Source organism: Paraburkholderia caledonica NBRC 102488, assembly GCF_000685095.1.
In the GTDB taxonomy this organism is placed as follows: domain Bacteria; phylum Pseudomonadota; class Gammaproteobacteria; order Burkholderiales; family Burkholderiaceae; genus Paraburkholderia; species Paraburkholderia caledonica.
The window spans coordinates 169,954-194,108 of sequence record NZ_BAYE01000004.1 but is presented as its reverse complement, the minus strand read 5'-3'; the positions used below and the strand labels follow the sequence as shown (position 1 = coordinate 194,108).

At 61.8% G+C, this 24,155-nt stretch carries 20 protein-coding genes and 1 tRNA gene; 11 read left to right on the top strand and 10 right to left on the bottom strand.

Annotation, left to right across the window (positions count from 1 at the left end; translation table 11 throughout):
- Position 1: 1 nt before the first annotated feature.
- The 5 genes from BCA01S_RS10385 (at position 2) to BCA01S_RS10365 (ending at position 5,115) form a co-directional block, all read left to right on the top strand.
- On the top strand, positions 2-202 hold the full coding sequence (locus tag BCA01S_RS10385; RefSeq protein ID WP_020067328.1) for a hypothetical protein: 201 nt from the start codon (positions 2-4) through the stop codon (positions 200-202).
- Between the two features lie 35 nt (positions 203-237).
- Positions 238-1,641, top strand: coding sequence for an ATP-dependent RNA helicase DbpA (gene dbpA / locus BCA01S_RS10380; RefSeq protein WP_027776835.1), 1,404 nt, complete (start codon positions 238-240; stop codon positions 1,639-1,641).
- Between the two features lie 400 nt (positions 1,642-2,041).
- The gene (locus BCA01S_RS10375; protein WP_027776834.1) at positions 2,042-3,196 is read left to right on the top strand and encodes a pyridoxal phosphate-dependent aminotransferase; all 1,155 of its coding nucleotides are present in this window, start codon (positions 2,042-2,044) and stop codon (positions 3,194-3,196) included.
- Between the two features lie 120 nt (positions 3,197-3,316).
- Entirely contained in the window at positions 3,317-4,111 is a 795-nt protein-coding gene (locus BCA01S_RS10370; protein ID WP_027776833.1) for an ABC transporter substrate-binding protein, read from the top strand.
- Between the two features lie 158 nt (positions 4,112-4,269).
- Positions 4,270-5,115, top strand: coding sequence for an AraC family transcriptional regulator (locus BCA01S_RS10365; protein WP_042318395.1), 846 nt, complete (start codon positions 4,270-4,272; stop codon positions 5,113-5,115).
- Positions 5,116-5,135: 20 nt separating this feature from the next.
- On the opposite strand, the gene BCA01S_RS10360 is transcribed toward BCA01S_RS10365, so the two are convergent.
- From BCA01S_RS10360 to BCA01S_RS10335, 6 genes are all read right to left on the bottom strand, one after another.
- Positions 5,136-5,723, bottom strand: coding sequence for a LysE family translocator (locus tag BCA01S_RS10360; protein WP_027776831.1), 588 nt, complete (start codon positions 5,721-5,723; stop codon positions 5,136-5,138).
- Positions 5,724-5,849: 126 nt separating this feature from the next.
- Positions 5,850-6,920 (bottom strand): MBL fold metallo-hydrolase, encoded by a 1,071-nt coding sequence (locus BCA01S_RS10355; protein WP_027776830.1) that lies wholly within the window; start codon positions 6,918-6,920, stop codon positions 5,850-5,852.
- 77 nt (positions 6,921-6,997) lie between these two features.
- Positions 6,998-7,651, bottom strand: coding sequence for a peroxiredoxin (locus BCA01S_RS10350; protein ID WP_027776829.1), 654 nt, complete (start codon positions 7,649-7,651; stop codon positions 6,998-7,000).
- Positions 7,652-7,937: 286 nt separating this feature from the next.
- Positions 7,938-8,624, bottom strand: coding sequence for a Fe2+-dependent dioxygenase (locus tag BCA01S_RS10345; protein ID WP_027776828.1), 687 nt, complete (start codon positions 8,622-8,624; stop codon positions 7,938-7,940).
- 94 nt (positions 8,625-8,718) lie between these two features.
- Entirely contained in the window at positions 8,719-10,932 is a 2,214-nt protein-coding gene (locus BCA01S_RS10340; RefSeq protein WP_027776827.1) for a TonB-dependent receptor, read from the bottom strand.
- Between the two features lie 362 nt (positions 10,933-11,294).
- Positions 11,295-11,370: transfer RNA gene (locus BCA01S_RS10335), tRNA-Lys, on the bottom strand.
- A gap of 200 nt (positions 11,371-11,570) precedes the next feature.
- Here BCA01S_RS10335 and BCA01S_RS10330 point away from each other — a divergent pair.
- Complete coding sequence (locus BCA01S_RS10330) at positions 11,571-11,975, top strand: PaaI family thioesterase (protein ID WP_020067285.1); 405 nt, start codon at positions 11,571-11,573, stop codon at positions 11,973-11,975.
- Between the two features lie 33 nt (positions 11,976-12,008).
- Positions 12,009-12,872 (top strand): patatin-like phospholipase family protein, encoded by an 864-nt coding sequence (locus BCA01S_RS10325; RefSeq protein WP_027776826.1) that lies wholly within the window; start codon positions 12,009-12,011, stop codon positions 12,870-12,872.
- Here BCA01S_RS10325 and BCA01S_RS10320 read toward each other — a convergent pair.
- A complete protein-coding gene (locus tag BCA01S_RS10320) occupies positions 12,869-13,882 on the bottom strand; it encodes a D-2-hydroxyacid dehydrogenase family protein (RefSeq protein ID WP_027776825.1) in 1,014 nt (337 codons plus the stop codon). The two genes, BCA01S_RS10325 and BCA01S_RS10320, sit on opposite strands and share 4 nt — an antisense overlap.
- Positions 13,883-14,255: 373 nt before the next feature.
- On the opposite strand from BCA01S_RS10320, the gene BCA01S_RS10315 reads away from it, so the two are divergent.
- Positions 14,256-16,124, top strand: a complete 1,869-nt coding sequence (locus BCA01S_RS10315) for a phosphoenolpyruvate carboxykinase (GTP) (protein WP_027776824.1) — start codon at positions 14,256-14,258, stop codon at positions 16,122-16,124.
- A 344-nt stretch (positions 16,125-16,468) separates the two neighbouring features.
- Positions 16,469-17,572: a LysR family transcriptional regulator gene (locus BCA01S_RS10310; RefSeq protein ID WP_027776823.1), complete on the top strand. Its 1,104-nt coding sequence runs from the start codon at positions 16,469-16,471 to the stop codon at positions 17,570-17,572.
- A 154-nt stretch (positions 17,573-17,726) separates the two neighbouring features.
- On the opposite strand, the gene BCA01S_RS10305 is transcribed toward BCA01S_RS10310, so the two are convergent.
- The 3 genes from BCA01S_RS10305 to dprA all read right to left on the bottom strand — a co-directional run bounded on the left by BCA01S_RS10305 (position 17,727) and on the right by dprA (position 22,352).
- Positions 17,727-20,396, bottom strand: coding sequence for a DNA topoisomerase III (locus BCA01S_RS10305; protein WP_027776822.1), 2,670 nt, complete (start codon positions 20,394-20,396; stop codon positions 17,727-17,729).
- Between the two features lie 248 nt (positions 20,397-20,644).
- On the bottom strand, positions 20,645-21,022 hold the full coding sequence (locus tag BCA01S_RS10300) for a thioredoxin family protein (protein WP_020067279.1): 378 nt from the start codon (positions 21,020-21,022) through the stop codon (positions 20,645-20,647).
- Positions 21,023-21,089: 67 nt separating this feature from the next.
- A complete protein-coding gene (gene dprA / locus BCA01S_RS10295) occupies positions 21,090-22,352 on the bottom strand; it encodes a DNA-processing protein DprA (RefSeq protein WP_042318445.1) in 1,263 nt (420 codons plus the stop codon).
- Positions 22,353-22,598: 246 nt separating this feature from the next.
- Here dprA and def point away from each other — a divergent pair, with 246 nt between their 5' ends.
- Both def and fmt read left to right on the top strand, forming a co-directional pair.
- Positions 22,599-23,102 carry a peptide deformylase gene (gene def, locus BCA01S_RS10290; RefSeq protein WP_027776820.1) on the top strand — a complete coding sequence of 168 codons (504 nt, stop codon included), beginning with the start codon at positions 22,599-22,601 and terminating at the stop codon, positions 23,100-23,102.
- Between the two features lie 37 nt (positions 23,103-23,139).
- The gene (fmt, locus tag BCA01S_RS10285) at positions 23,140-24,126 is read left to right on the top strand and encodes a methionyl-tRNA formyltransferase (RefSeq protein WP_027776819.1); all 987 of its coding nucleotides are present in this window, start codon (positions 23,140-23,142) and stop codon (positions 24,124-24,126) included.
- Positions 24,127-24,155: the final 29 nt, after the last annotated feature.

The window sequence follows — 24,155 nt, the reverse complement described above, 5'->3', positions numbered from 1 at the left end:
CGTGTTCACATGTAGAAATCAGTCCTGCGGCGCACAGTGGGATCAGTCAGACGTCGTCATCAAGAACGAGGGACAAGGTCTGCTGTTCCGTTGCCCGATGTGCGGCGCGCGTAATTATGTCGAGCGCTTCGAAGGGGACGACGGCTCGGTGCTGTACGAGCAGATGGAAGGCCGCCCCTTTCCCGGCCCTGTCGCCGAATAGTCCCAGGCCTCAAGCCGATAACGAGTCACCATCTTATGAATAGTCCCACCACCGCCGGCGCTCCGTTCAGTCAGTTGCCACTGCCGCCCGCCGCGCTCGTGAATCTCACGCAACTCGGCTACGTCGAGATGACGCCGATTCAGGCCGCGAGCTTGCCGATCGCGCTCGCCGGCCACGATCTGATCGCGCAGGCGAAAACCGGCAGCGGCAAGACCGCGGCGTTTTCACTGGCGCTGCTCGCGCGTCTGGATGTGCGCAACTTCGCCGTGCAGGCCATGGTGCTATGTCCGACGCGCGAACTCGCCGATCAGGTCACGCAGGAAATTCGCCGTCTCGCGCGCGCGGAAGAAAACATCAAGGTGCTGACCTTGTGCGGCGGCACGCCAATGCGTCCGCAAACCGCAAGCCTCGAACACGGCGCGCATATCGTCGTCGGCACGCCGGGCCGCATCATGGATCACCTCGAGCGCGGCAGCCTGCCTTTGCAGTCGCTAAACACCCTCGTGCTGGACGAAGCGGACCGCATGCTCGACATGGGTTTCTTCGACGACATCGCAACAGTCGTCAAGCAATGCCCGAAAGAGCGGCAGACGCTACTGTTCTCGGCGACCTACCCTGAAGGCATCGTCAAGCTCAGTCAGCAATTCCTGCGAAATCCGAAGGAAGTGAAGCTCGCCGAGCGGCACGACAATACGAAGATCCGTCAACGCTTCTATGAAGTGACCGAAGACGAACGTCTGCATGCCGTCGGCCTGTTGCTGAACCACTATCGTCCGGTGAGCACACTGGCTTTCTGTAATACCAAGCAGCAATGCCGCGATCTGCTGGACGTTCTGCGCGCCCAGGGTTTTCATGCGCTCGCGCTGCATGGCGAACTCGATCAGCGCGAACGCGATCAGGTGCTGATCCAGTTCGCGAACCGCAGCTGCTCGGTGCTGGTCGCGACCGACGTCGCTGCGCGTGGCCTCGACATCGCGCAACTGGAGGCAGTAATCAACGTAGACGTAACGCCCGATCCGGAGGTGCATGTGCATCGTATTGGCCGCACCGGGCGCGCCGATCAGGAGGGCTGGGCGTTGAGCCTCGCGAGCATGAACGAGATGGGGCGCGTCGGCAGTCTCGAGCAGGCGCAAAAGCGCGAAGTCGAATGGCATAAGCTGTCTGAACTGACCGCGGCCAGCAACGAGCCGCTATTGCCGCCGATGGAAACGCTGCAGATTCTCGGCGGCCGTAAGGAAAAAATCCGCCCCGGCGACGTTCTCGGCGCGCTGACCGGCGAGGCGGGTTTCGCCGGCTCGCAGATCGGCAAGATCAACGTGACCGAGATGTCGACGTATGTAGCGGTCGAACGCAGCGTTGCGCGAGACGCCGTGCGCAAGCTGAGCGCGGGCAAGGTGAAGGGCAAGAAGGTCAAGGTCCGCTTGATGGACGACGCCTGATTCGGCGGCGAAGCGGCGAGGGCGGCGCGTCGGCATAGCTATGCTGACCGCTCTCGCCGCGACCATTGCTGCGGCGCATCGGCCGAACCCCTTGTCGCGCTGGCCGCTTTCTACGCTGCGCTCGCGCCTGCTAGTGCATCACCTCCGGTCATACCTCCCGGACGTTCGTCTTCGGCGGTAGGTGTGTCTTTCTCCCGTCGAACATCCTGTGCGGCCGTTTCCGAGGGCTCGCGCGCCCTCGCGCATGCCATGACATAAACGCATGCCGCGCATGACAAAGTTTCGATTGTGACGGTTCTTTGGCTGATGCCTAATCACTCAACCGGCACTCGACTGGATTGTTCGGCCGCGCGATCCTCGCCCGCCAGTCCGCCGCCGGATGGAGACAGGGAGAAGCCTTATGCAGAGCGCTACGCAAGCCCGCTCGAAATTGCCAGACGTTGGCACGACAATCTTCACAGTAATCGGTCAACTGGCCGCACAACACGATGCGCTGAACCTGTCGCAGGGCGCGCCGAACTTCGCGCCGGACGCGAAGCTGGTAGACGGCGTCGCGCAGGCGATGCGCGACGGCCATAACCAATATGCGCCGATGGCCGGCATCGCGGCGTTACGCGAAGCGCTCGCCGACAAAGTGCAAACGCTCTACGGCGTGCGCTACGACCCGGCGAGCGAGGTGACGGTGATCGCGAGCGCGAGCGAAGGCCTTTATTCGACGATCAGTGCGTTGGTGCACCCAGGCGACGAGGTGATTTACTTCGAGCCTTCGTTCGACAGCTATGGTCCGATCGTTCGGCTGCAAGGCGCGACGCCCGTGCCGATCAAACTGTCGCAGAGCGATTTTCGTGTGAACTGGGACGAGGTCGCTGCCGCGATCACGCCGAAGACTCGCATGATCATCATCAACACGCCGCACAATCCAACCGCGACCGTGTTCAGCGAAGCCGACGTCGCGCGATTGAAGGCTATTACGCGCAACACGGACATTGTGATTCTCGCCGACGAGGTCTACGAACACGTAGTTTTCGACGGCGCTAAACATCAGAGCATGGCGTGCCATAGTGAATTGGCGGAACGCAGCGTCATCGTGTCATCGTTTGGCAAGTCGTATCACGTCACCGGCTGGCGCGTAGGTTATTGCCTCGCCCCCGCCGAGCTGATGAACGAGATCCGCAAAGTGCATCAGTTCATGGTGTTTTCCGCCGATACACCGATGCAGTACGCTTTTGTCGACGCGTTGTCCAACCGCGAGAGTTACCTCGGCTTGTCCGCGTTCTATCAGCAAAAGCGCGATCTGCTCGCGCATGCGCTTTCCGAATCGCGCTTCGAGTTGTTGCCGAGCGAGGGTAGCTTCTTTATGCTCGCGCGTTTTCGCGGATTCTCCGATGAAAGCGATAGCGATTTCGTGTTACGCCTGATTCGCGATGCGCGCGTCGCGACGATTCCGCTGTCCGCGTTCTACAGCGACGGCACCGATTCGGGCCTGATTCGCCTGAGCTTTTCGAAAGACGACGCTACGCTGATTGAAGGCGCGCGCCGTTTGTGCGAGATCTGAAACTGCCTGCACATCGGCCGCGTCGGCGGTGTATTTTGAGCGCAGTATGATCTTCGCGCCGTATTACATCCACACGAAGCGTGCTTGCACTACAACGAAACTGAAGAGAAGGGACCTGCTATGAAACTGCTCAAGCCTCTTTTGGCGCTGGCCTGCGCATTCGCATCGGTGGCGGCCTCGTCTGCTGCCGTTGCCGCCGATACATCGACGCTGCGTTTCGGGCTCGAAGCGCAGTATCCGCCGTTCGAATCCAAAGGTCCTAACGGCGAACTGCAAGGTCTCGATATCGACGTCGGCAATGCTGTGTGCGTCGCTGCGCATATGACGTGCAAGTGGGTCGAGACGTCGTTCGACGGTCTGATTCCGGCGCTGCAAGGCCGCAAATTCGATGCGATCAATTCGGCGATGAACGCGACGGACCAGCGCCGTCAGACGATCGATTTCACTACGGTTGTCTATCGCGTGCCGACGCAACTGATCGCAAAGCGCGACAGCGGCCTGCTGCCCACGCCCGAATCGTTGAAAGGCAAACGCGTGGGGGTGTTGCAGGCGTCGATTCAGGAGACGTTCGCGAAGGCGCATTGGGAACCGGCTGGCGTTACCGTCGTCCCGTATCAGGATCAGAACCAGGTGTACACGGACCTCGTTGCGGGACGTCTCGACGCAACGCTCGTGCTGGCGCCCGCGGGCCATACGGGCTTTCTGTCGAAGCCCAATGGCAAGGACTATGCGTTCGTCGGTCAGCCGGTGCGCGACGACAAGATTCTGGGTAGCGGTATTGCATACGGCGTCCGAAAAGGCGACACGGCGCTGCGCGAGCGGCTGAACTCGGCGATTGCAAAGGTGCAGGCCGACGGCACCGTCAAAACGCTCGCGGCGAAATACCTGGGCGATATCGACATCTCGGCGAAGTAACGGTTCACGACGGCTCACGGCTCAACTTCCTGGCTAGCGGCTGGCGTTTCGAGTCCCGCCTGAGTCCGCTTGTTGACTGAGCGTTTGACGGCTAGGATAAGTGGCCTCGCTGCGGCTGCCGCTTCTGCGAGGTCCACGTAAAAGCCGGAGGCGCACGAATGAGCGGAACGACAGAGGCGATCAGTCACGCGAGGCGCGCCAGCGAGCCGCGTTTCTGGCGTAGCGAGGCGTTGCCGTACATCGAGGCACGTTCCATCGAGGACGGCCGCGAGATCTGCTACGCCAGGCACTCTCATGAAACGTTCTCCATCGGCGCGGTCACAGGCGGACGCAGCCTGTACGTGAATCGCCACGCGCGCGAATGGACCGGGGCGGGTGCGGTTGTCCTGATGAATCCCGACGACGTTCACGCGTGCAATCCCGTTGCAGACGAGTGCTGGTCGTATCGCATGCTTCACGTCGACGTTGCCTGGCTCACTGGGCTGCAGCACGAACTGGGCTTCAGCGAAAACCACGCGTTTCGTGCGTTCTCGCAAATCATGACGACAGATACGGCGCTGTTCAATGCACTGAACGGGCTGCATGCGATTCTCGTCGACACCGAGACGGATCTGCTGCGCAAGCAAAGCGCGGCGATTGCGTTTTTCTCCGAAGTACAACACCGCTTAAATCCCGCACCTCTTTCCGACGACGATGCGGGCCGGCAGCTTGCGCGAGCGGCGGAATTCATTGCTGAAAACTGCAGAAGTGCGCTGAAACTCGCGGACATTTGTAATGCGGCAGGCTTGTCGGCATCGCATCTGATTCGCGCATTCAAACAGCGCTACGGCATGACGCCGCACGCATATCTGATCAATCGCCGGATTCAATACAGCCGCTCGCAACTGAGGCGTGGCCGTCTGATCGCAGACGTCGCGCTCGATGCGGGCTTCGCCGATCAGGCGCATTTGCAGCGCACCTTCAAGCGGCTGGTCGCGGCGACGCCGGGGCAATATCGCAGCTAAGGCCGCCGGTGCCAGGCGCGTTATGTCGTAAGCAGGTAAAGCGCGCTCGCGGCGAGCAACGCGGCGAGGATCCGGTTGAATAGCCTGACACGCTTCGGTGCCTGCAAGTATCTGCGCAAGCAAGTACCCGCATAAGCCCAGCTTGCTATGGATACATAGCAGATCACGAAATAGATCGCGGTGAATTGCCAGACGAGTGCACCGTCGCCTTGGGCTGCATACGCGCCCATGCCGGCCAGCGAAGCGAGCCATGCTTTTGGATTGAGCCATTGCAGCGCCGCGCCATACGCGAACGAGGGGCCGCGTGAGAGCTTGTCGGCGCCGAGCTGGCCGTCGTCGAGTGCCAGTTTGCAGGCCATGTAGAGCAGAAACGCGACCCCGGCCCATTTGACGATGCTGATGAGATCGGGGAAATGCACGAGCAGTTCATGCAGTCCCAAGCCGATGAGCAGAAGCAGCAACGTGAAGCCGACGGTCGCGCCGCTGACGTGGCGCAGGCTCGCGGCGAATCCGTGCTGTGCGCCGGCGCTCAGCGCGACGACATTGACGGGCCCAGGCGAAATGGACGAAGCCAGCGCGAACGCGGCCATGGACAGCAAAGCGGACATTGGGTGCCTCGATACGTGAATGCGCGGGATTGACGCGGCTTCACGGTATCGGCGGCGAGGCAAGGTGTATTGAAGGAAATTGCTTTCGCGCGGCGCTCGGTGCGCTGGTTCGTGGCCTTTCTAACGCTACATCGCGGCGTTTTCGACGACGCGGCCTTCCGCGCGCCAACGCAGCATGCCGCCGGCGAGATTGGCAACGTCGTTGAATCCTGCTTGCCGCAGTATCACCGTGGCTTGCGCAGAACGGCCGCCGGCACGGCAGACCGCAACGATCGGACGCTCTTTCTTGAGCTCACTCGCACGCGCGGCCAGGTCGCCAAGGGAAATGAGCTGGGCCGCGGGAATGCGGCCGAGTGGCCCGTTGAATTCATCCGGCTCGCGCACGTCGACGATCTGCACAGAGCGGAGGTTGTCCTCGAGCCATTGCGGACTGATTTCCCAGATGCCCGCAAAGGTGTAGGCGAGCGGCGCCCACTCCGGTTCGGCGGTCTGCGTCGGGTCGTTCGTAGCGACGCCGCATTTGAGGTTTGCGGGTACCGCGATGTCGATCTGCTTCGGATGCGGCAGACGCAGGTTCGTCACGTACCCGACAAAATCGTCTTCGCATAGCTCACCGCCGAGGCGCGGATTGAATCGCCGCTCTTCGCCGACACTCGTGACCGTTAAGCCGCGATAGTCGTGGGCAGGGTAAAGCAGGCACGTGTCCGGCTGAATGAATATCTGGTTCTGGACTGAGCGGAACATTGAGTGTGCGTCGCCGTGCTGGAAATCGGTGCGGCCCGTGCCCCTTATCAAAAGGCAATCGCCAGTGAACATCATGCTGCCGTCGTCGAGCGCGAGGCTGATGCAGCCATTTGTGTGACCGGGCGTTGCGCGAACTTCCAGATGGCGCGAGCCGAACATGCATTGCTCGCCATGGTTCAGATAGCGGTCGGCGCCTTGCGCGCCGCTCGCAGCCGATATCGCAATCTGGCTACCTGCGCGCCGTTTGAGCAGCCACGCGCCCGTCACGTGATCGGCATGCACGTGCGTGTCGATCGTGTACAGCAGACGCAACCCGAGTTCCTCGATAAGCGCGGCATCGCGGCGCACCTGCTCGAAAACCGGATCGATGAGGATGGCCTCGCGCGTTGCGCTGTCGGCAAGAAGATAGGTGTACGTCGACGATTGCTGGTCGAATAGCTGCCGGAAGATCAACACGATTTTGCTCCGTGGCCCGCATCTTCGAAAAAGACCGGGCGCATGCAATGCGCCCGGTTCATTGCACGGCAAAATTACTGCGGCTGTGTGACGAACCGCAGATAAGGCTTCACGGTCTTGAATCCTTCGGGGTACTTCTTCATTGCGTCATCGTTCGAGACGGATGTCGGAATGATCACATCGTCTCCGGGTTTCCAGTTCACGGGCGTCGCCACCGTATGCTTTGCGTTCAGCTGCAGCGAATCGAGCAGACGCAGCACTTCGTCGAAGTTGCGCCCTGCGCTCATTGGATACACCAGCATCGCCTTGACCTTCTTGTCCGGTCCGATGATGAACACCGAGCGTACCGTTGCGTTGTCGGCTGCGGTGCGCGTGCCGCCGCTCGCGTTCGGGTGGATCATGTCGTAGAGCTTCGCGACGTTCAGGTCCGCATCGCCGATCAGCGGGTAGTTGACCGCGTGGCCCTGCGTCTCTTCGATGTCCTTCACCCAGTTCTGGTGATCGCTGACCGGGTCGACGCTCAGACCGATGATCTTCGTATTGCGCTTGTCGAATTCGGGTTTGAGGCCGGCCATATAGCCAAGCTCAGTGGTGCATACCGGCGTGAAATCCTTGGGATGCGAAAACAGAATCACCCAATGGTCGCCGATCCATTCGTGGAAATGAATCGTGCCTTCGGTGGTTTCGGCAGTGAAATCGGGGGCTTCTTCTCCAAGTCGAATCGACATCGTCATCCTCCATGAGGGTGCGCCGGGCACCGATGCCGCTCGTCGAGGAGGCGGTCCCCGGGCTGCCTGACCGTTCCATCAGGCAATTGCTTGTCTCACATCTGCCTCCTGCCGGTTGGACTCTATTTGCGCGGGAGGACCATGCGAGCGCAGCGAATGCAGAATTTTTCGCTGGATGCTGCGAAGCCGAAATAACCGATGCGCTACGCGTCGCGCTTAAAGCGTAGGACAAAAATGCGCGCCGCTCTAGCCAGCTTGCAGGGCAAATACGCCGTTTAACCCGAATTTACGTATCGCTCCACATGCGCAGCAGGTTGTGATAACACCCGACTAGCGTGCGACGCGCGGCATCATCCGCGTTCGACGCGTTCAGACGCTGGATCGCGCCGTCCATGTCGAACAGCATCGCGCGCTGCGTATCGTCGCGCACGAGGCTTTGCGCCCAGAAGAAGCTCGACACGCGCGCGCCGCGCGTGACGGGCCGCACCTGGTGCAGACTGGTGCCGGGATAGACGATCGCATGACCGGCGGGCAACTTCACTTCCTGTACGCCAAAGGTGTCTTCGATCAGCAGTTCGCCGCCGTCGTATTCGTCCGGAGGCGTGAGGAAGAGCGTGACCGAGACGTCCGTGCGTACGCGCGCGCCGCTGCCGGGCACGAGACGAATGGCGCCGTCCACATGGCTGCCGAAATGCATACCGCCTTCATAGCGGTTGAACAGCGGCGGATAGACCTTGTTCGGCAGCACCGCGCTGATGAAGAGCGGATGCCGCTCGAGCGCCGCGATGATCCGGTCGCCCATTTCCAGCGCAATCGGCGAGCATTCCGCGATCTGCTGGTTACGCTTGACTGGCGCGCCCTGATAGCCGGCCGTCGCGCGGCCGTCCACCCACGCGTCCGTCGACGCTTCGAGATGCGCGCGCATCGCGGCGGCGTCGGCGGGGCTGAATACGTCAGGTATCGAGACAATCATGGTTGGACTTTCCTGCGAAACCGCGCGCTGTCCCGCTGCCTGACGGAGCGGGACAGCGCGCGGCGTGAGTGACGTTGGTCGCTCGTTCCGGCGATCAGAAGAACCGGTAGTTTAACGTCGCGAGGAACGTGCGGCCGTTGCCTGGCACCGCGCGTCCGCCGTCCGACGGAATCAGCGCGTCGTAGTAGTTCTTGTCCGTGAGATTCAGCACGTTGAACTGGACGTCGTACTTTTTCGCGTGATACGCGGCCATTGCATCCCAACGCGTGTAGCCGCCGACCTTCACGAAGTTGTTGTTCGCGGCATAACGCGACGATGTGTAGATCGGGCCGCCGCCGATTTCCCAATGCGGAGTGAATGCATACGTCGTCCACAACGTCAGCATGTTGCGCGGCGTGTTCGCTGGCGTGTTGCCGGTCGTGCCGTCTAGCGCCTTCAGGATCGTCGCGTCCATGTACGTGTAACCGCCGAACACTTGCCACTTGTCGGTGATGTGGCCCGCGAGGCCAAGCTGATAGCCACGCACTCGGACGTCGCCGTCGAGCGTGTAACTGCCGTCGGCATTCAGCGTGCGCGCGTTCGTCTTCTCGATGTTGAAGAGCGATTGGGTGACGGACAGGCCGCCGCCCAGCAGATCCCACTTCGCGCCGACCTCATACGACTTGTTGTGCTCGGGCGGCAGGCTCTGCGTGTTGTTCGTGAGTGTGAGCGCTTCGAGCGACGGATTAAACGACGTACCGTACGACACGTAGTAGGACTGCCAGTCGGCCGGCTGCCAGATCACGCCGCCGCGAACGCTCGTGAAGTAGTTTGTTTGCGTGGCGTACGAAGGCGCATTGATCGAGTTGTGAATCGACGCTTCGTAGCGGTCCCAGCGAAGGCCGCCCACGATCTTCCAATGTTCGCCGATGGACACCGTGTCGTTCGCGTAGATGCCGACGCTGTTCGCGCTCGACTCCGCGAGGTTTGTCGCGACGGTTTTTGCGTTCGACGGGCGCGTCGTATAAGTCGGATCGACGAGCGGCACGATAGCGATCGTGTTCGACGGCAGGCCCGGCGCGGTGGTGGCGAAACTCTGGTTACTGTACGTCTCGTGGCTCAGATCGACGCCCGCGACGACATCGTGCTTGATGAAGCCGGTGTTGAACTTGGCCTCGACGTCGGTCGAGTTGTAGACCGAGTGGTCGTTGATGTTGCGGTCCTTGCCCTGCAGCTTCACGAACAGCCGCGACGGATCGATCGTCGTGTAGTTGCCGTTGGTCAACGCCGTCGAGGTGGGCAGCGGACCTGTCAGCACCGACGCCGCGTTCGTCGCGCGCGCTTCCGTGCTGTAGTGACTGAACTGTGTCTGGTTGCGCAGCTTGAGGTTGTCGTTGAAGCGGTGTTCGATGCGGGCGTTCAGCGTCTGCACGTCCTGGATCGTGCGATCGTCGGTGAAGCCGTAGAAGGTGCCGCGATTCACCGGCGCGGGATGACCGTTGAGCGCCGGGATGCCGTAGTCGGGCTGATCCCGGTTGTGCTGGATCAGCGCGGACAGCGTGATTTCCGTCGGCGTGCCGATGCCGAATTTCACTTCGGGTGCGACGCCGTAGTCCTTGCTCTTCATCACGTCGCGCGACGAGCCCAGGCTTTGGCCGAACGCGTTGATCCGGAAAGCGGACGTCGAGGTGATCGGCGTGTCCAGGTCGACCGTCGTGCGGTAGCGGTCGTGTGTGCCGGCCTGCAGGGACACATCGGCGCGGGGTTTGAGCGTCGGTTGCTTGCTGACCTGATTGATGACGCCGCCCGTGGAGCCTCGCCCGAAGTACAAGGACGACGGGCCGTACAGCACGTCGATCGATTCGAGGTTGAACGTGTCGCGATAGTACTGGCCACGATCGCGGAAGCCGTCGAGGTAGATGTCGGTGCGAGCCGAAAAGCCGCGCAGGTTGATGTTGTTGCCGATCTGCCCGCCTTCAGCGGCACCGATCGTGATGCCCGGCACGTTGCGTAGCGCGTCGGTGAACGAACTAGCTGCCTGCGATTGCAGCACGGCCTTCGGCACCACTACCACGGCTTGCGGAATGTCGCGCAGCGCGGTCGGCACTTTTGCGCCGACGCTGGAGACGTCAGCCGCGAAGTCCGCGGACCCATTGTTTTGGCCCGTTACTTTGACGGTGGGCAATGTGGCGCTTTCCGCGCTTGCGCTCGACGCGGAGGCGGGCGACCCGGGTTGGGCGCCGCTCGCGGGCGTTGCGGTCGATTGAGCGTAGAGCGGCGTCGCGAACGCGACCAGAACGGCCGCCGCGAGAGGCGTGTTTCGGAACATCGATAACCCTGTCGTTGTCGCTATTTTTCTGACTCGACGGATGCCAGCGCCCGTGCGGCACCGCCAGGCGGCTGCCTGCCCCAGAACGTGATGGACCCATCGTCTTATTCTCAAATGAGAATCAGTATCATTACACGGATGATAATTGTTCGCAATAATTCGTTATGCATGTGGAATTTTTGTGCGAGCCAATTGGGTTGCGGCGTTGGGAGCGACGATGCGGTGGCGGCGCTGGCCGGGAAAGGTCCTGCTTTCCGAGCTTTGGACAGAGAGGTGCAAGGTGCTACCGCGATCTCTCCGGCGCGCTTCAGCAAACGAAAAAGGCCGGTTTAGCTTTCGCTAAACCGGCCTTTCAAATTCTTTGGTGGGGCGTGAGTGACTCGAACACTCGACCTACGGATTAAGAGTCCGCTGCTCTACCAACTGAGCTAACGCCCCAACAGAAGCGAAATTATGCAGCATGTTCCATCCATTGCCAAGCCCCCTTTAGCAGATTTCTTAAAAATACCGCTTCGTTCCAGTAGAGTAGGCGCTCACAAAAACGGGCGCCCGCGAGAACGCGCCACCTCCGGCGTCCCGGTATCATGTCGCGGACGCTCGCCGCTTCTGCGCAGCGCGGCTTTCAACGGGGAATTGCCATGGATGACAAAGAGATCACCGAATTGCTCGACCGCGTCCTCGCGCCCTGGGTCCGTTCGCTGACGCTGACTCCTGTGAAGGTCGACGCGGACAGCGCAACACTTCGTCTGCCTTTTTCAGGCGAGTTGCGTCATTCAGGTGGCGTCATCTGCGGGCAGGTGTTCATGGCGGCGGCCGACACGGCGATGATCGTCGCCATTTCGGCCGCGCTCGGCGGCTTCAAACCGATGACAACCGTGTCGCTCAACATCAGCTTCATGCGTGCTGTGCGCAACGGGGACGTGCTGATCACCGCCCGCGTGCTGCGTCTCGGCCGCAATCTCGTGTTCGGCGAAGTCGAGCTGCTGGACGAGACCGGCAACATGGCCGTTCACGCAACCACGACTTACGCGTTGCTCGCATAAACCGCGCGCCAGACAGCATTAGAGGAAATCTGGATGTTCGACCAGGTTGTGTTCGCGGGCGGCGGCAATCGTTGCTGGTGGCAGGCGGGTTTCTGGGACGTCGTGCAACCGGAGTTGCGCATCCGTCCACGCGTGATCGCCGGCATTTCGGCTGGCGCCGCGACCGCGTGCATGCTCTACACGCGCGACTCACAGTGGGTCATGCGCTACTACGAAGACGCGCTACGTCACAATTCACGCAATGCCTATTGGGGCAACCTGCTGCGCGGCGAGTCGGTGTTTCCGCATTACCGCATCTACCGTCAGGCGCTGCTCGACATTTACGGTGAGAAGTTTTCATCACTCGCGCAAGCGCCGGAAATTCGCATCGGTGTTTCGCATCTGCCGCGCTGGTTGGGTGCGCGCAGCGCGGTGGCGGCCGGCCTGATCGCGTACAACATCGAAAAATACGTGCGCAAGACGCTGCACCCTACGCTGGGTCAGACGCTTGGTTTTCATCCAGAATTCGTGCGAGCGCAAGATTGCGCGACCGTCGAAGATCTTGCGGACCTGATCCTCCAGTCGTCGAGCACGCCGCCTTTCACACCGGTCTTGCGGCGCAATGGCCGCCCGGTGCTCGACGGCGGAATGGTCGACAACGTGCCCGTCGGTGCGCTCGACGCCGACGCGCCCGGCAACGTACTCGTAATGGTCACGCGTCTCTATCCGCGGCCGCAGATGTTCGTCGTGCCTTACGGCCCGCAACAACGGCTTTACGTGCAGCCCTCGCGCAAAGTGCCCATTTCGAGTTGGGACTACACGAGTCCTTCGCAGATGGTGCATGCATACAACCTCGGCCGCGCTGACGGCGAGACGTTTCTCCAGCGCATGCCCGATCTGCTGGAAATCGCCGCTTAACGCCGGCGTCCGCCCTGCAATGCTTCGGGATTTGCCACGCTGGCGGTGTCGCCGGCGTCGAAAGCCAGGATGTTCCGGAACGCCGCGCTGAAGTAAAGCTCGTAGCTCTCGCGCTCGACATAGCCGATGTGCGGCGTGCAAATCACGTTCTCCATGCGCAGCAGGCTGTAGCCTTGCAAAATCGGCTCGCTTTCATACACGTCGATTGCGACCATGCCCGGACGGTTGTGCGAAAGCGCATTGACCAGCGCGCTCTCGTCGAGCAGTTCGGCGCGGCTCGTATTCACGAGCAACGCGGTCGGCTTCATGCGCATCAGATCTTCCTGCTTGACGATGCCGCGCGTGTCATCGTGCAAACGAAGATGCAGCGACAGCACGTCGCTCTGCTCGAACAGCGCTTCGCGGCTCTCGGCCACGCCATAACCATCCTCGCGAGCGGCTTCGCGCGAATGCTCGCGGCCCCAGATCAACACGTTCATGCCGAACGCCTTGCCGTAGCCGGCAACGAGCCGCCCGATCTTGCCGTAGCCCCATATGCCGAGCGTCTGACCGCGCAACACCTGACCCAATCCAAAATTCGGCGGCAGTGCCGAGGTCTTGAGCCCCGACTGCTGCCAGGCTCCTTGCTTAAGGTTTGCCACGTATTGCGGAATGCGCCGCTGCGCCGCCATGATGAGAGCCCACGTGAGTTCCGCGGGCGCAATCGGTGAGCCGCTGCCTTCCAGCACGGCAATACCGCGCTCCGTACAAGCGCCGAGATCGATGTGATTGGACACCTTGCCCGTCTGGCTGATCATGCGCAAACGAGGCAATTTATCGAGGAGTTGTGAGCTGATGCGAGTGCGTTCCCGAATCAGGACAAGCGCGTCGACCTCCGAGAGACGGCTCGCCAGTTGGCCGAGTCCGCGGACGGTGTTATTGAAAACTTTGACCTCATGGTCGGCCAGCAATTGAAAGCAGTCGAGCTTGCGAACGGCGTCCTGATAATCGTCGAGGATGGCAATCTTCATGGTATGTGTCTTGCGTCGCACCAGGTTGGTGCGGAACGGAATGTTATGCTGACTGTCCCATCATGTGACCCAGGTCACATGGCGGTCTGGCTGATTGCCTTACCGTAGAAGCTGCCGCATAGAACGACAGCGTGACGGCAAGGCCGATTGACATCGTTTTTAACAGTTTGTTGCGTGTTGAGGCAAGCCGCTTTACAGACGGTTGCAACGCCTGTCCAGCGCGTATCGGCGCAACAGACTGTGTTGAAGCCCGTGATGACCTGCGCAATTGCGCGTCGGTTCGTAGAACTGGCGCAACCAATTAAATGCCTCTCGCATGCAGCATCGTCGGGCTTGTACCGTTTTCCTATTCACTACAAACGGAGACAAGTCGATGAATCATCCATCATTCGAAGGACAACCCACAGTCAAAGCGTCAGTAGAAGTGCCTGCGTGGGTCAAACATCGAAAACTGATCGACTGGGTCCAGCGCGTTGCCGCTATGACCAAGCCGGACAACATCGTCTGGTGCGACGGATCGCAGGAAGAGTATGACCGGCTGTGCGCACAGATGGTCGATGCCGGCACGCTCAGAAAGCTCAATCCCGCCAAACGTCCCAACTCATATCTCGCATGGTCCGATCCCTCCGACGTCGCGCGTGTCGAAGATCGCACGTTTATTTGCGCGCAACGTCCGGAAGACGCGGGACCGACTAACAACTGGGTCGCGCCGCAAGAAATGCGCGAAACGCTCGACGGCCTGTTCGACGGCGCGATGCGTGGCCGCACCATGTACGTGGTTCCGTTCTCCATGGGCCCGCTGGGTTCGCCGATCGCGCATATCGGCGTCGAATTGAGCGACAGCCCGTATGTTGTCACCAACATGCGCATCATGACGCGCATGGGCCGCAAGGTGTACGACGTGCTTGGCGAAGACGGCGAGTTCGTGCCGTGCGTGCATTCGGTGGGGGCGCCGCTCGAGGCAGGCGCGAAAGACGTGCCCTGGCCGTGCAACCCGACCAAGTACATCGTCCATTTTCCCGAGACGCGCGAAATCTGGAGCTATGGCTCCGGCTACGGCGGCAACGCGTTGCTGGGCAAGAAGTGCTTTGCGCTGCGCATTGCATCGACAATGGGCCGCGACGAAGGCTGGCTTGCCGAGCATATGCTGATTCTCGGCGTGACTTCACCCGAGGGACGCAAACATCACGTGGCGGCGGCGTTTCCGTCGGCGTGCGGCAAGACCAACTTCGCGATGCTGATTCCGCCAGAAGGGCTGAACGGCTGGAGGATTTCCACCATCGGCGACGATATCGCGTGGATCAAGCCGGGCAAGGACGGCCGCCTGTACGCAATCAATCCGGAGGCAGGCTACTTCGGCGTGGCCCCCGGCACGAGTGAGAAGACCAACTTCAACGCAATGGCCACGTTGAAGGAAAACGTGATTTTCACCAACGTGGCGCTCACCGACGACGGCGACGTCTGGTGGGAAGGCATGACCGACGAACCGCCCGCGCACCTGATCGACTGGCAAGGCAAAGACTGGACGCCGGCGAGCGCGCAGGAGAGCGGGCGCAAGGCGGCGCATCCCAATGCGCGTTTCACAGCGCCGGCCTCGCAATGTCCCTCGATCGACGCGGACTGGGAAAACCCGGCGGGCGTGCCGATCGACGCGTTCATCTTCGGTGGCCGCCGGTCGACCACAGTGCCGCTCGTCACGGAGGCGCGCAACTGGGTCGAGGGTGTCTACATGGCGGCGACCATGGGCTCTGAGACCACCGCCGCAGCCGCCGGGCAGCAGGGCGTCGTGCGGCGCGATCCGTTCGCGATGCTGCCGTTCTGCGGCTATAACATGAGCGAGTACTTCGGCCATTGGCTGAAGACAGGCGAGCGCTTGCAGCAGATGAACGCGAAGCTGCCGAAAATCTTCTGCGTCAACTGGTTCCGCAAGGGTGCCGACGGCAAGTTCGTGTGGCCGGGCTTCGGCGAAAACATGCGCGTGCTTGGCTGGATGGTCGGCCGCATCGAGGGCACCTCGCAGGGCGAAGAGCATGCGTTTGGCACGTCGCCGCGGTACGAGGACGTCGACTGGAGCGGTCTGGACTTTAGCCGCGAGCAGTTCGAGCAGGTGATCTCCGTCGACGACGCAGCTTGGCGCGCTGAACTCGCGCTCCATGCCGAACTCTTCGACACGTTGCAGCAAGGCTTGCCGTCCGCGCTGACGCAAGCTAAGAGCCAGTTGGAAAGCAAGCTGGCCGCCTAGCCATGTGAGTGGTCACTACCGATTAGAAGCCGCCTTCGGGCGGCTTTTTAGTTTCTTGGCCGCGTTGCGCGCGAATCGCCGGTACGTACACCCCGACCGCAGCCAAGTCGTGTCTATTCGCACAACGGCCTGTCCCAAGCTGCGCCGCAGCACGTTTGTTTCTATTTGCGGAACAATCGGCATCCACGCCCCACATTAGGGCGCACAGTCGCACGAAAATCGACAAAATTTCCGCTTTTGCGGGCAACTTCTGCACGATTGCGCGAGTCGTAGGAGAATCCCTAGTTCGCTTCCACTGGTTATCACCAATTGTCAGGAAGCCGTAACACGGCAGGAGTTGTCATATGGACCATTTGCAGTCGATGCGAGTTTTCGTCAAGGTGGCGGATCTCGGCAGTTTTGCCCGCGCCGCGAGCGCGATGGATATTTCCAACGCAGTTGCCACCCGTCACGTTGCCGACCTGGAGGGGCGTCTCGGCACGCGGCTGCTCAACAGAACAACTCGCAGCTTGTCCCTGACCGAGTCCGGTCAGGTTTATCTCGAGCGCGCGCGCCAGATTCTCGACGAACTTGAAGACGTCGAGCAGATGGTGGTCGCGCGAAATCACGAACCCGTCGGCACCTTGAGGATCGTCGCGCCGGTCGTGTTCGGCTTGCACAATCTGGCTCCAGTGCTGCAGACGTACGCGGAACGCTATCCGAAGGTCATTCCCGACGTGACGCTGGTGGACCGTCAGGTCGATCTGGTGGAAGAAGGCTTTGACGTAGGTGTCGTCATTGCCCGGCAAATGCGCAGCGCGAGCATTGTCACGCGGCGTCTGACCACGGGCTGCATGACCGTGTGCGCAACGCCTGCGTATCTGGAAAAACACGGCACGCCCACGCGCCCCGAGCACTTACTGGAGCATCCGTGCCTGAGCCTGCCGTCAGAATATTGGGGCGACGAGCGCGTGTTTACGGGCCCGGAAGGTGAAGTACGGGTGCGTCCGTCGAACGTGATCGTGGCAAACAATACGGAGATGCTGCGTCAGTTTGCGCTGCTCGGCATGGGCATCGCGATTCTGCCGAGTTATCTGATCGGCCGCGACATGACGCGCGGCAGGCTGGTGCGCTTGCTCGGCGATTACCGTCTGCCGCAAGTCGAGATCAATATCGCCTATCCGAGCCGCCGTCACTTGCCCGCGAAGGTGCGCACGTTCATCGATCACCTGGTCGAGCATTTCAGCCAGACGCCGAACAGCTTGCTCGGCGAACAGTGGATCAAAGACGGCGTCGGGCGGCCGGCGTCGCAGGCGTCATTCGAAGCGGCGGATTCGTCCATGCCGCCTGAAGCTTTTGACGGCGCCGAGCCGCTGTCGCGGCTGCTGGACAGCGAATTGTCACCGGTGCCCAAGACGTTGGCGACGACTTCGAACCGCACGCGGCTCTCGGCGTTGACTCCCCTGTAAAGGTGTCGTTCGAGAGTCCAGGCCGCGCAGTACAAGCGCGTTGGGCAGGGCGTAAAAAAAGCGCGGTCACCTGTGGTGATCGCGCTTTTTTTATCATCAACTTGAATCGGGCGGCAGCGGCGCAGAGGCCGTGCACGCCCGCCGCTCCGCTCGATCAGGAGCCCGTCTTTCGAGCCGCCGTCTTTTTGGGTGGCGCCTTCTTCGCGGCGGCGGTTTTGGTTGCCGGCGCTTTTTTTGCCGCGGCCTTTTTCGCCGCCGGCGCTGCCTTCACCGCGACCGTCGCGTCGCCTTCGTCCGATTCGATCTCTGTTCCAGCCTTTGCGGCTGACTTTGCTGCGGCGGTCTTCGCCGCCGTCTTGGCCGAAGGCTCTTTCTTCTCGAATTCGAAACCGATTTTGCCGTCGTTCTGCTTGACGAGGAACGCCTTGAAGTTACGGCCGGTGCGCGACGACTTGAAGTTGGTCAGCAGGTCGGTGCGGCCTTCTTCGAGCAGCTTTGCCATCTGCTCACGGGCGATCTCCTGCTGCAGGATCACCTTGCCGGAGCGGAAGTCGCAAGTTTTCGGGCTCGCGACCGAGTTCTCGCAGACGTAGCTCATGCCGTGTTCGAACACGCGGCCCTTGCACTTAGGACATGCGCCTACCGATTCCTGGTCGGAGAAGTCTGGCGGTTCGCCGTCTTCGCCGCCCGCGTCCTGACCAAAGTCGAACTCGAGCTTGTAGTTCTTGATTTCGTCGTCGAGTGAGAGTTTGAGAATCGCCGAGAACGGACGGCCCATCTTGCTGCGGAAACCCGACAGCGGACCAATCGTCTTGTTCTTCAGCAGTTCCTCGACTTCCTCGATCTCGAACTGGCGGCCGCCGGGGATTTTCGAAATTGAGAATTCGCACTTCGAGCACGCGAAGCGACGGTAATTCTCCTTCACCTGGCCGCCGCAGTGCGGACACGGCGTTTGCAACGTCGCGTAATCGCCGGGGATCGTGTCCGAATCGTATTCTTTTGCGCGCTTGACGATGGTCTGCGTCATGCGGGCAATTTCCTGCATGAACGCGTCGCGCGGCAGGTTGCCGCGTTCCATTTGCGACAGCTTGTATTCCCACTCGCCAGTGAGCTCCGGCGCGGTCAATTCCTTCACACCGAGCCCGCGCAGCAGCGTCATCAACTGGAATGCCTTCGCGGTCGGGATCAGATCGCGGCCTTCGCGAATCAGATACTTCTCACCAAGCAGACCTTCAATGATGGCGGCGCGCGTGGCCGGCGTGCCGAGCCCCTTTGCGGCCATCGCCTCGCGCAACTCGTCGTCTTCCACAAGCTTGCCCGCGCCTTCCATTGCGGACAGCAACGTGGCTTCGTTGTAGCGCGCAGGCGGTTTCGTCACGAGTTGCTGGGCGGCGATCTTGTCGGTCTTGACCTTCTCGTCCTTCTGCACCGGCACGAGGTTGGCATCTTCACCGCTGATTTCGCGACCGTACACCTGCAACCAGCCCGGCTCGACCAGCACTTTGCCTTCGGTCTTGAAGTGATGACCGACCACTTCGGTAATGCGGGTGGTCACCTTGAATTCCGCTGCCGGGAAGAACACCGACAGGAAGCGCTTCACCACCAGATCGTAGAGCTTCTGTTCCGGCTCTGACAGATTCTTCGGCGCCTGCAGCGTGGGGATGATTGCGAAGTGGTCGCTGATCTTCGAGTTATCGAAGATGCGCTTGTTCGGCTTTACCCAGCCCTTATCGAGCACCTGCTTGGCAAACGGCAGATAGTTGTTGCTCTCCTTGAGCATGCCGAGCGTCTGCTTGACCGTATCCATATAGTCTTCAGGCAGCGCGCGCGCGTCGGTTCGCGGATAGGTCAGCACCTTGTGCTTTTCGTACAGCGCCTGCGCGAGGCCCAACGTGTTCTTGGCCGAGAAGCCAAAGCGGCCGTTCGCTTCGCGCTGCAAGCTGGTCAGGTCGAAGAGCGCCGGCGACAGCTGCGTGGACGGCTTCGATTCCTCGCTCACCGTACCGACCTGGCCGCGACATGCGGCGACGATCGTCTCGGCCGCGGGCAGCGCCCACAGACGCGAGTCGCGCTTTTCCGGATCGAACTCGTCGCGCTTGAACTTCGGGTCGAACCAGCGGCCCTCGTAGAAACCGGCCGCGCAGACGAACTCCGCTTTCACTTCCCAGTAGTCTCGCGGCACGAAGCGGCGAATTTTTTCTTCGCGTTCGACGACGATAGACAACGTTGGCGTTTGTACACGTCCGACCGTGGTCAGGAAGAAGCCGCCGCCCTTGCTGTTGAACGCGGTCATCGCACGGGTGCCGTTGATGCCGACGAGCCAGTCCGCTTCCGAGCGGCAGCGTGCGGCGTCGGCGAGCGGTTGCATTTCTTCGTCGCTGCGCAGACGTGCGAAGCCGTCGCGGATGGCGGCCGGCGTCATGGATTGCAGCCACAGACGCTGAACCGGCTGTTTCGCTTTCGCGTGTTGCGCGATGAGGCGGAAAATCAGTTCGCCCTCGCGCCCCGCGTCGCATGCGTTGATGAGGCGGTCGATATCCTTGCGCTTGAGCAGCTTGGTCAGCACCTTCAGGCGCGACTCGCTCTTGGCGATCGGATTCAGATCGAAATGCGGCGGAATGACGGGCAGGTTGGCGAAGCTCCACTTGCCGCGTTTGACTTCGTACTCGTCAGGCGCGGCGATTTCCAGCAGGTGACCCACTGCCGAAGAGAGCACGTACTCGTCGCTCTCGTAGTATTCGTCATGCTTGGTAAAACCGCCCAAAGCGCGCGCGATGTCGTTCGCGACGGAAGGCTTTTCGGCGATGATCAGTGCTTTGGACATGACTCGATGTGAGGTTGGTATATCCGGGTTGGTGGCCTTGAGCGCGCCCTTCTGGCGCGACCCTCGTTTGCGACCTTGCGACCCATTAACGACCGCTTTATAGCACACGGCGCGAACGCGGCGTGTCAACTGCCATAAAAGCGCGCCGTCAAAATTGCGCGCCTGGCAACTGACCAGGCCGCGTCAACATGCACCGCGCCGGCCGCAATGCCAACGCCGTAACGGCGCGTACAGGCCGCCGATCGCTCTCAGGCGACCGTCAGCGCGGGCCGCAATTTCGGCGCGCCGCTCACGCCCGGCAAAGCGGTCAAGTCCGACAACATCCGCTCCACGATCGCTGCCTGCGGCAAAACGGTGCCGAAGAATCGTGTCGTTACTGAGTCTTCGATCAGGATGGTGGGAAAATTCTCGACATCGAGATCGTCGAAGCGATCAGCATGGGTTTCGATGTCGATCCATGCGAAACAGATTTCCGGATGCCGCTCGGCCAGCTTGTCGAACGCCTCCTGATACTCGCGACAGGTCCCGCACCATTGCGCACACAGGCAGGCAACGAACAGCGTGTCGGGCTCGTTGACGCGCTCGGCGATCCGGTCTTGGTCGGTGTCGAGATTCAGCGCGGGCATGGTGGTTCCTCAGGTGCTTTGTCGGATGCTTTGGCGCGAATGTAGCATGGCCGATCCCGGAGAGTGGTCAAGCTGGGTCAAAGCAGCTCGCGGCGGCCCGGCCTTGGCTCGCGCGGGTGTAACGCCCGCCGGGCAGCGCGCTGACCTCGCCGGCCAGTTCCAGCTGCAGCAGCGTCGTTTGTAGAAGGGCGTAATCCATTTCGGTGCGCGTGGCCAGTATTTCAAGGGGCGTTGGGGCGTAGCCGAGGGCGGCGAGCAGTCGCTGTGCGTCCGGGTCCCGACAGCCGGTCATGTCCGATGCCCGCGCTCGTGCCACCGTCGGCGTCGACTCTTCACTAAGCGCACGGGCGGTTGCCTCACTGTCGGCCGCAGCGGAGCAGGCCGCCTGCGTCGCCGCCCTTTCCCGCCGGGCGCTTGCCCGAATTGGCGCGGTTATCACGAAGCCCAATTCCTCCAGAACCTCGTCTGGCGTCTCCACGAGCTTCGCCCCCTGCTTGATCATGCGATGGCATCCGCGCGACAGCGGCGCGTGGATCGAGCCCGGCAGCGCGAAGATATCGCGGCCCATTTCGTTCGCGAGGCGCGCCGTGATGAGCGAGCCTGAACGCATGGCCGCCTCCACGATCAGCACTCCGCTGACAAGCCCCGCGATCAGCCGGTTGCGCTGCGGAAAGTTGGCGGCGCGTGCGGGCGTGCCGAGCGGCCATTCCGACAGAATGGCGCCTTGCATCGCGATTTGCCGGGCGAGAGCGTGGTGCGCAGCCGGATAGACGAGATCGGCGCCGGTGCCGATTACGGCGACCGTGCTGCCGACGCCTTCGAGCGCGCCCCGATGAGCCGCACCGTCGATGCCCTGGGCGAGGCCCGACACGACAGTGACGCCCGCCGCCGCAAACGTCCGCGCGAACCGTTCGGCGTCTACCATGCCTTGCGGCGTGGCGCTGCGGCTGCCCACCAGCGCGACGGCTCGTGTATGCAACAGGTCCAGCCGGCCCTTTATATATAGCAACGGAGGTGGATCGGGCATGGTGAGGAGCGCCGGTGGATAGGCCGGGTCGTCGAGCGTGACCAGATGGTTGCCCGGCAGCTCGCGCCATGCGATTACCGCGTCGAGCTGAGCATCGAATTCGGGACCGGTGGGAGCCAAGGCGGCGCGTGCCGCAGCCTCGCCGGCGATCGCGGCGAGCGTTTCATGGTCCTGCTGGAGAATTGCTTCGGGCAGCCCGAAGGCGGTCAGCAGGAGGCGCAGCGTCGCGGGATTGAGCCCCGTGGCGAGAGAAAGCCGCAGCCAGGCGGCGAGTTCGATATGAGTTGCAGGCAAGGTGTGCATTGCGGGGCGATCCTCGTGCAGGGCCAGCGGGCAGGCGGGCGCCATGCTAAAATTTTCATCATCCGAAATAACTGCGGCGCCGCGCCCACCCGCGCGGGCTCGTCGTTTGGCGCATCTGGGCGCGTTGAATCGAACCGGTTCGATACCATCTATCGTGTGCGTATTGCGACGGGCCGACAACCTGGCCGAATGGCCAACATGAGCCCTCACACGGCTAACGGCGCCCAAAAAATCACACTCGAAATCATGGCTTTACTGAACATTCTCAATTACCCGGACAAACGCCTGCACAAGGTCGCGAAGCCGGTCGAACAGGTCAACGACCGCATCCGCCGTCTCGTCGCGGACATGGCCGAGACCATGTATGCCGCGCCGGGCGTTGGCCTTGCGGCCACCCAGGTGGACGTGCACGAGCGCGTGATCGTGATCGACGTGTCGGACGCGCACGATCAACTGCTCGCCTTCATCAATCCGGAAATTGTCTGGTCCAGCAACGAGAAAAAGCTGTCAGAAGAAGGTTGCCTGTCGGTGCCGGGCATTTACGACAACGTCGAGCGCGCCGAGAAAGTGCGCGTGCGGGCCCTGAACGAAAGGGGCGAGACCTTCGAAATGGACTGTGAGGGTTTGCTCGCCGTGTGCATCCAGCACGAAATGGATCACCTGATGGGCCGCGTGTTCGTCGAGTATTTGTCGCCGCTGAAGCAGACGCGCATCAAGAGCAAGATGAAAAAGCTCGCCCACGCAATGTAATGCGCGTTCATTCCGCTCCCTGCTTCCGCCCCTGCTCATGAGCCATTCGTTGCGCGTTGTCTTTGCCGGTACGCCGGAATTTGCGTCGGCCGCGCTGGCCGCAATCCACGACGCCGGTTTTCCGGTGCCGCTCGTGCTGACGCAGCCCGACCGCCCGGCCGGGCGCGGCATGAAACTTCAGGCGAGCCCGGTCAAGCGCTACGCCGAAGAACATGGGCTGGCCATCGCGCAACCGCCTTCGCTGCGCCGGGAGGGGAAATACCCGGCCGAGTCCGAAGCCGCCATCAACCTCCTGCGCGCCACGCCGCACGACGTGATGGTGGTTGCAGCCTACGGCCTGATCCTGCCGCAGGAAGTGCTCGATATCGCGCCGCTTGGCTGCATCAACATTCACGCGTCGCTGTTGCCGCGTTGGCGCGGCGCCGCGCCGATCCATCGCGCGATCGAAGCGGGCGACGCTGAAACCGGCATCACGCTGATGCAAATGGATGCCGGTCTCGACACCGGCGCCATGATCTCCGAGATACGCACACCGATTTCCGCGAACGAAACCACCGCCACGTTGCACGATCGCCTCGCCGAACAGGGCGCGAAGCTGATCGTCGCGGCGCTCGTCGAACTCGAGCGCCATGGCAAGCTGACCTCGACGCCGCAACCCGCTGAGGGCGTGACTTACGCCGAAAAGATCGGCAAGCACGAGGCTGCGCTCGACTGGCGTCGCCCGGCTTCGGTGCTCGCCCGCCAGGTGCGCGCGTTCGATCCGTTTCCGGGCAGTGTGGCGACGCTCGATGACGGCACGTCGATCAAGATCTGGGCGGCGGCTCCCGAACCCACGCAAGGCGGGGATGCGCCCGGCACGATCGCCAGCGTTTCGCCCGAAGGGGTCGTCGTGACCTGCGGCGACGGCGCGCTGCGTCTCACGCAATTGCAGAAGCCCGGCGGCAAACGTCTGCCGGTACGCGAATTCCTCGCCGGCTTTGCGCTGGTTGCGGGGCAGCGTTTCCAGCTTCCCGGAGCAAAGTAGCACCAGTCGGCGGCGCCTGAACATCGTCC

Bases quoted from the DNA above. Each gene is read 5' to 3' on its own strand.
- dbpA (WP_027776835.1), top strand. From the start codon at position 238: ATGAATAGTCCCACCACCGCCGGCGCTCCGTTCAGTCAGTTGCCACTG.
- BCA01S_RS10375 (WP_027776834.1), top strand. From the start codon at position 2,042: ATGCAGAGCGCTACGCAAGCCCGCTCGAAATTGCCAGACGTTGGCACG.
- BCA01S_RS10370 (WP_027776833.1), top strand. From the start codon at position 3,317: ATGAAACTGCTCAAGCCTCTTTTGGCGCTGGCCTGCGCATTCGCATCG.
- BCA01S_RS10365 (WP_042318395.1), top strand. From the start codon at position 4,270: ATGAGCGGAACGACAGAGGCGATCAGTCACGCGAGGCGCGCCAGCGAG.
- BCA01S_RS10360 (WP_027776831.1), bottom strand. From the start codon at position 5,723: ATGTCCGCTTTGCTGTCCATGGCCGCGTTCGCGCTGGCTTCGTCCATT.
- BCA01S_RS10350 (WP_027776829.1), bottom strand. From the start codon at position 7,651: ATGTCGATTCGACTTGGAGAAGAAGCCCCCGATTTCACTGCCGAAACC.
- BCA01S_RS10345 (WP_027776828.1), bottom strand. From the start codon at position 8,624: ATGATTGTCTCGATACCTGACGTATTCAGCCCCGCCGACGCCGCCGCG.
- BCA01S_RS10340 (WP_027776827.1), bottom strand. From the start codon at position 10,932: ATGTTCCGAAACACGCCTCTCGCGGCGGCCGTTCTGGTCGCGTTCGCG.
- BCA01S_RS10330 (WP_020067285.1), top strand. From the start codon at position 11,571: ATGGATGACAAAGAGATCACCGAATTGCTCGACCGCGTCCTCGCGCCC.
- BCA01S_RS10325 (WP_027776826.1), top strand. From the start codon at position 12,009: ATGTTCGACCAGGTTGTGTTCGCGGGCGGCGGCAATCGTTGCTGGTGG.
- BCA01S_RS10320 (WP_027776825.1), bottom strand. From the start codon at position 13,882: ATGAAGATTGCCATCCTCGACGATTATCAGGACGCCGTTCGCAAGCTC.
- BCA01S_RS10315 (WP_027776824.1), top strand. From the start codon at position 14,256: ATGAATCATCCATCATTCGAAGGACAACCCACAGTCAAAGCGTCAGTA.
- BCA01S_RS10310 (WP_027776823.1), top strand. From the start codon at position 16,469: ATGGACCATTTGCAGTCGATGCGAGTTTTCGTCAAGGTGGCGGATCTC.
- BCA01S_RS10305 (WP_027776822.1), bottom strand. From the start codon at position 20,396: ATGTCCAAAGCACTGATCATCGCCGAAAAGCCTTCCGTCGCGAACGAC.
- BCA01S_RS10300 (WP_020067279.1), bottom strand. From the start codon at position 21,022: ATGCCCGCGCTGAATCTCGACACCGACCAAGACCGGATCGCCGAGCGC.
- dprA (WP_042318445.1), bottom strand. From the start codon at position 22,352: ATGCACACCTTGCCTGCAACTCATATCGAACTCGCCGCCTGGCTGCGG.
- def (WP_027776820.1), top strand. From the start codon at position 22,599: ATGGCTTTACTGAACATTCTCAATTACCCGGACAAACGCCTGCACAAG.
- fmt (WP_027776819.1), top strand. From the start codon at position 23,140: ATGAGCCATTCGTTGCGCGTTGTCTTTGCCGGTACGCCGGAATTTGCG.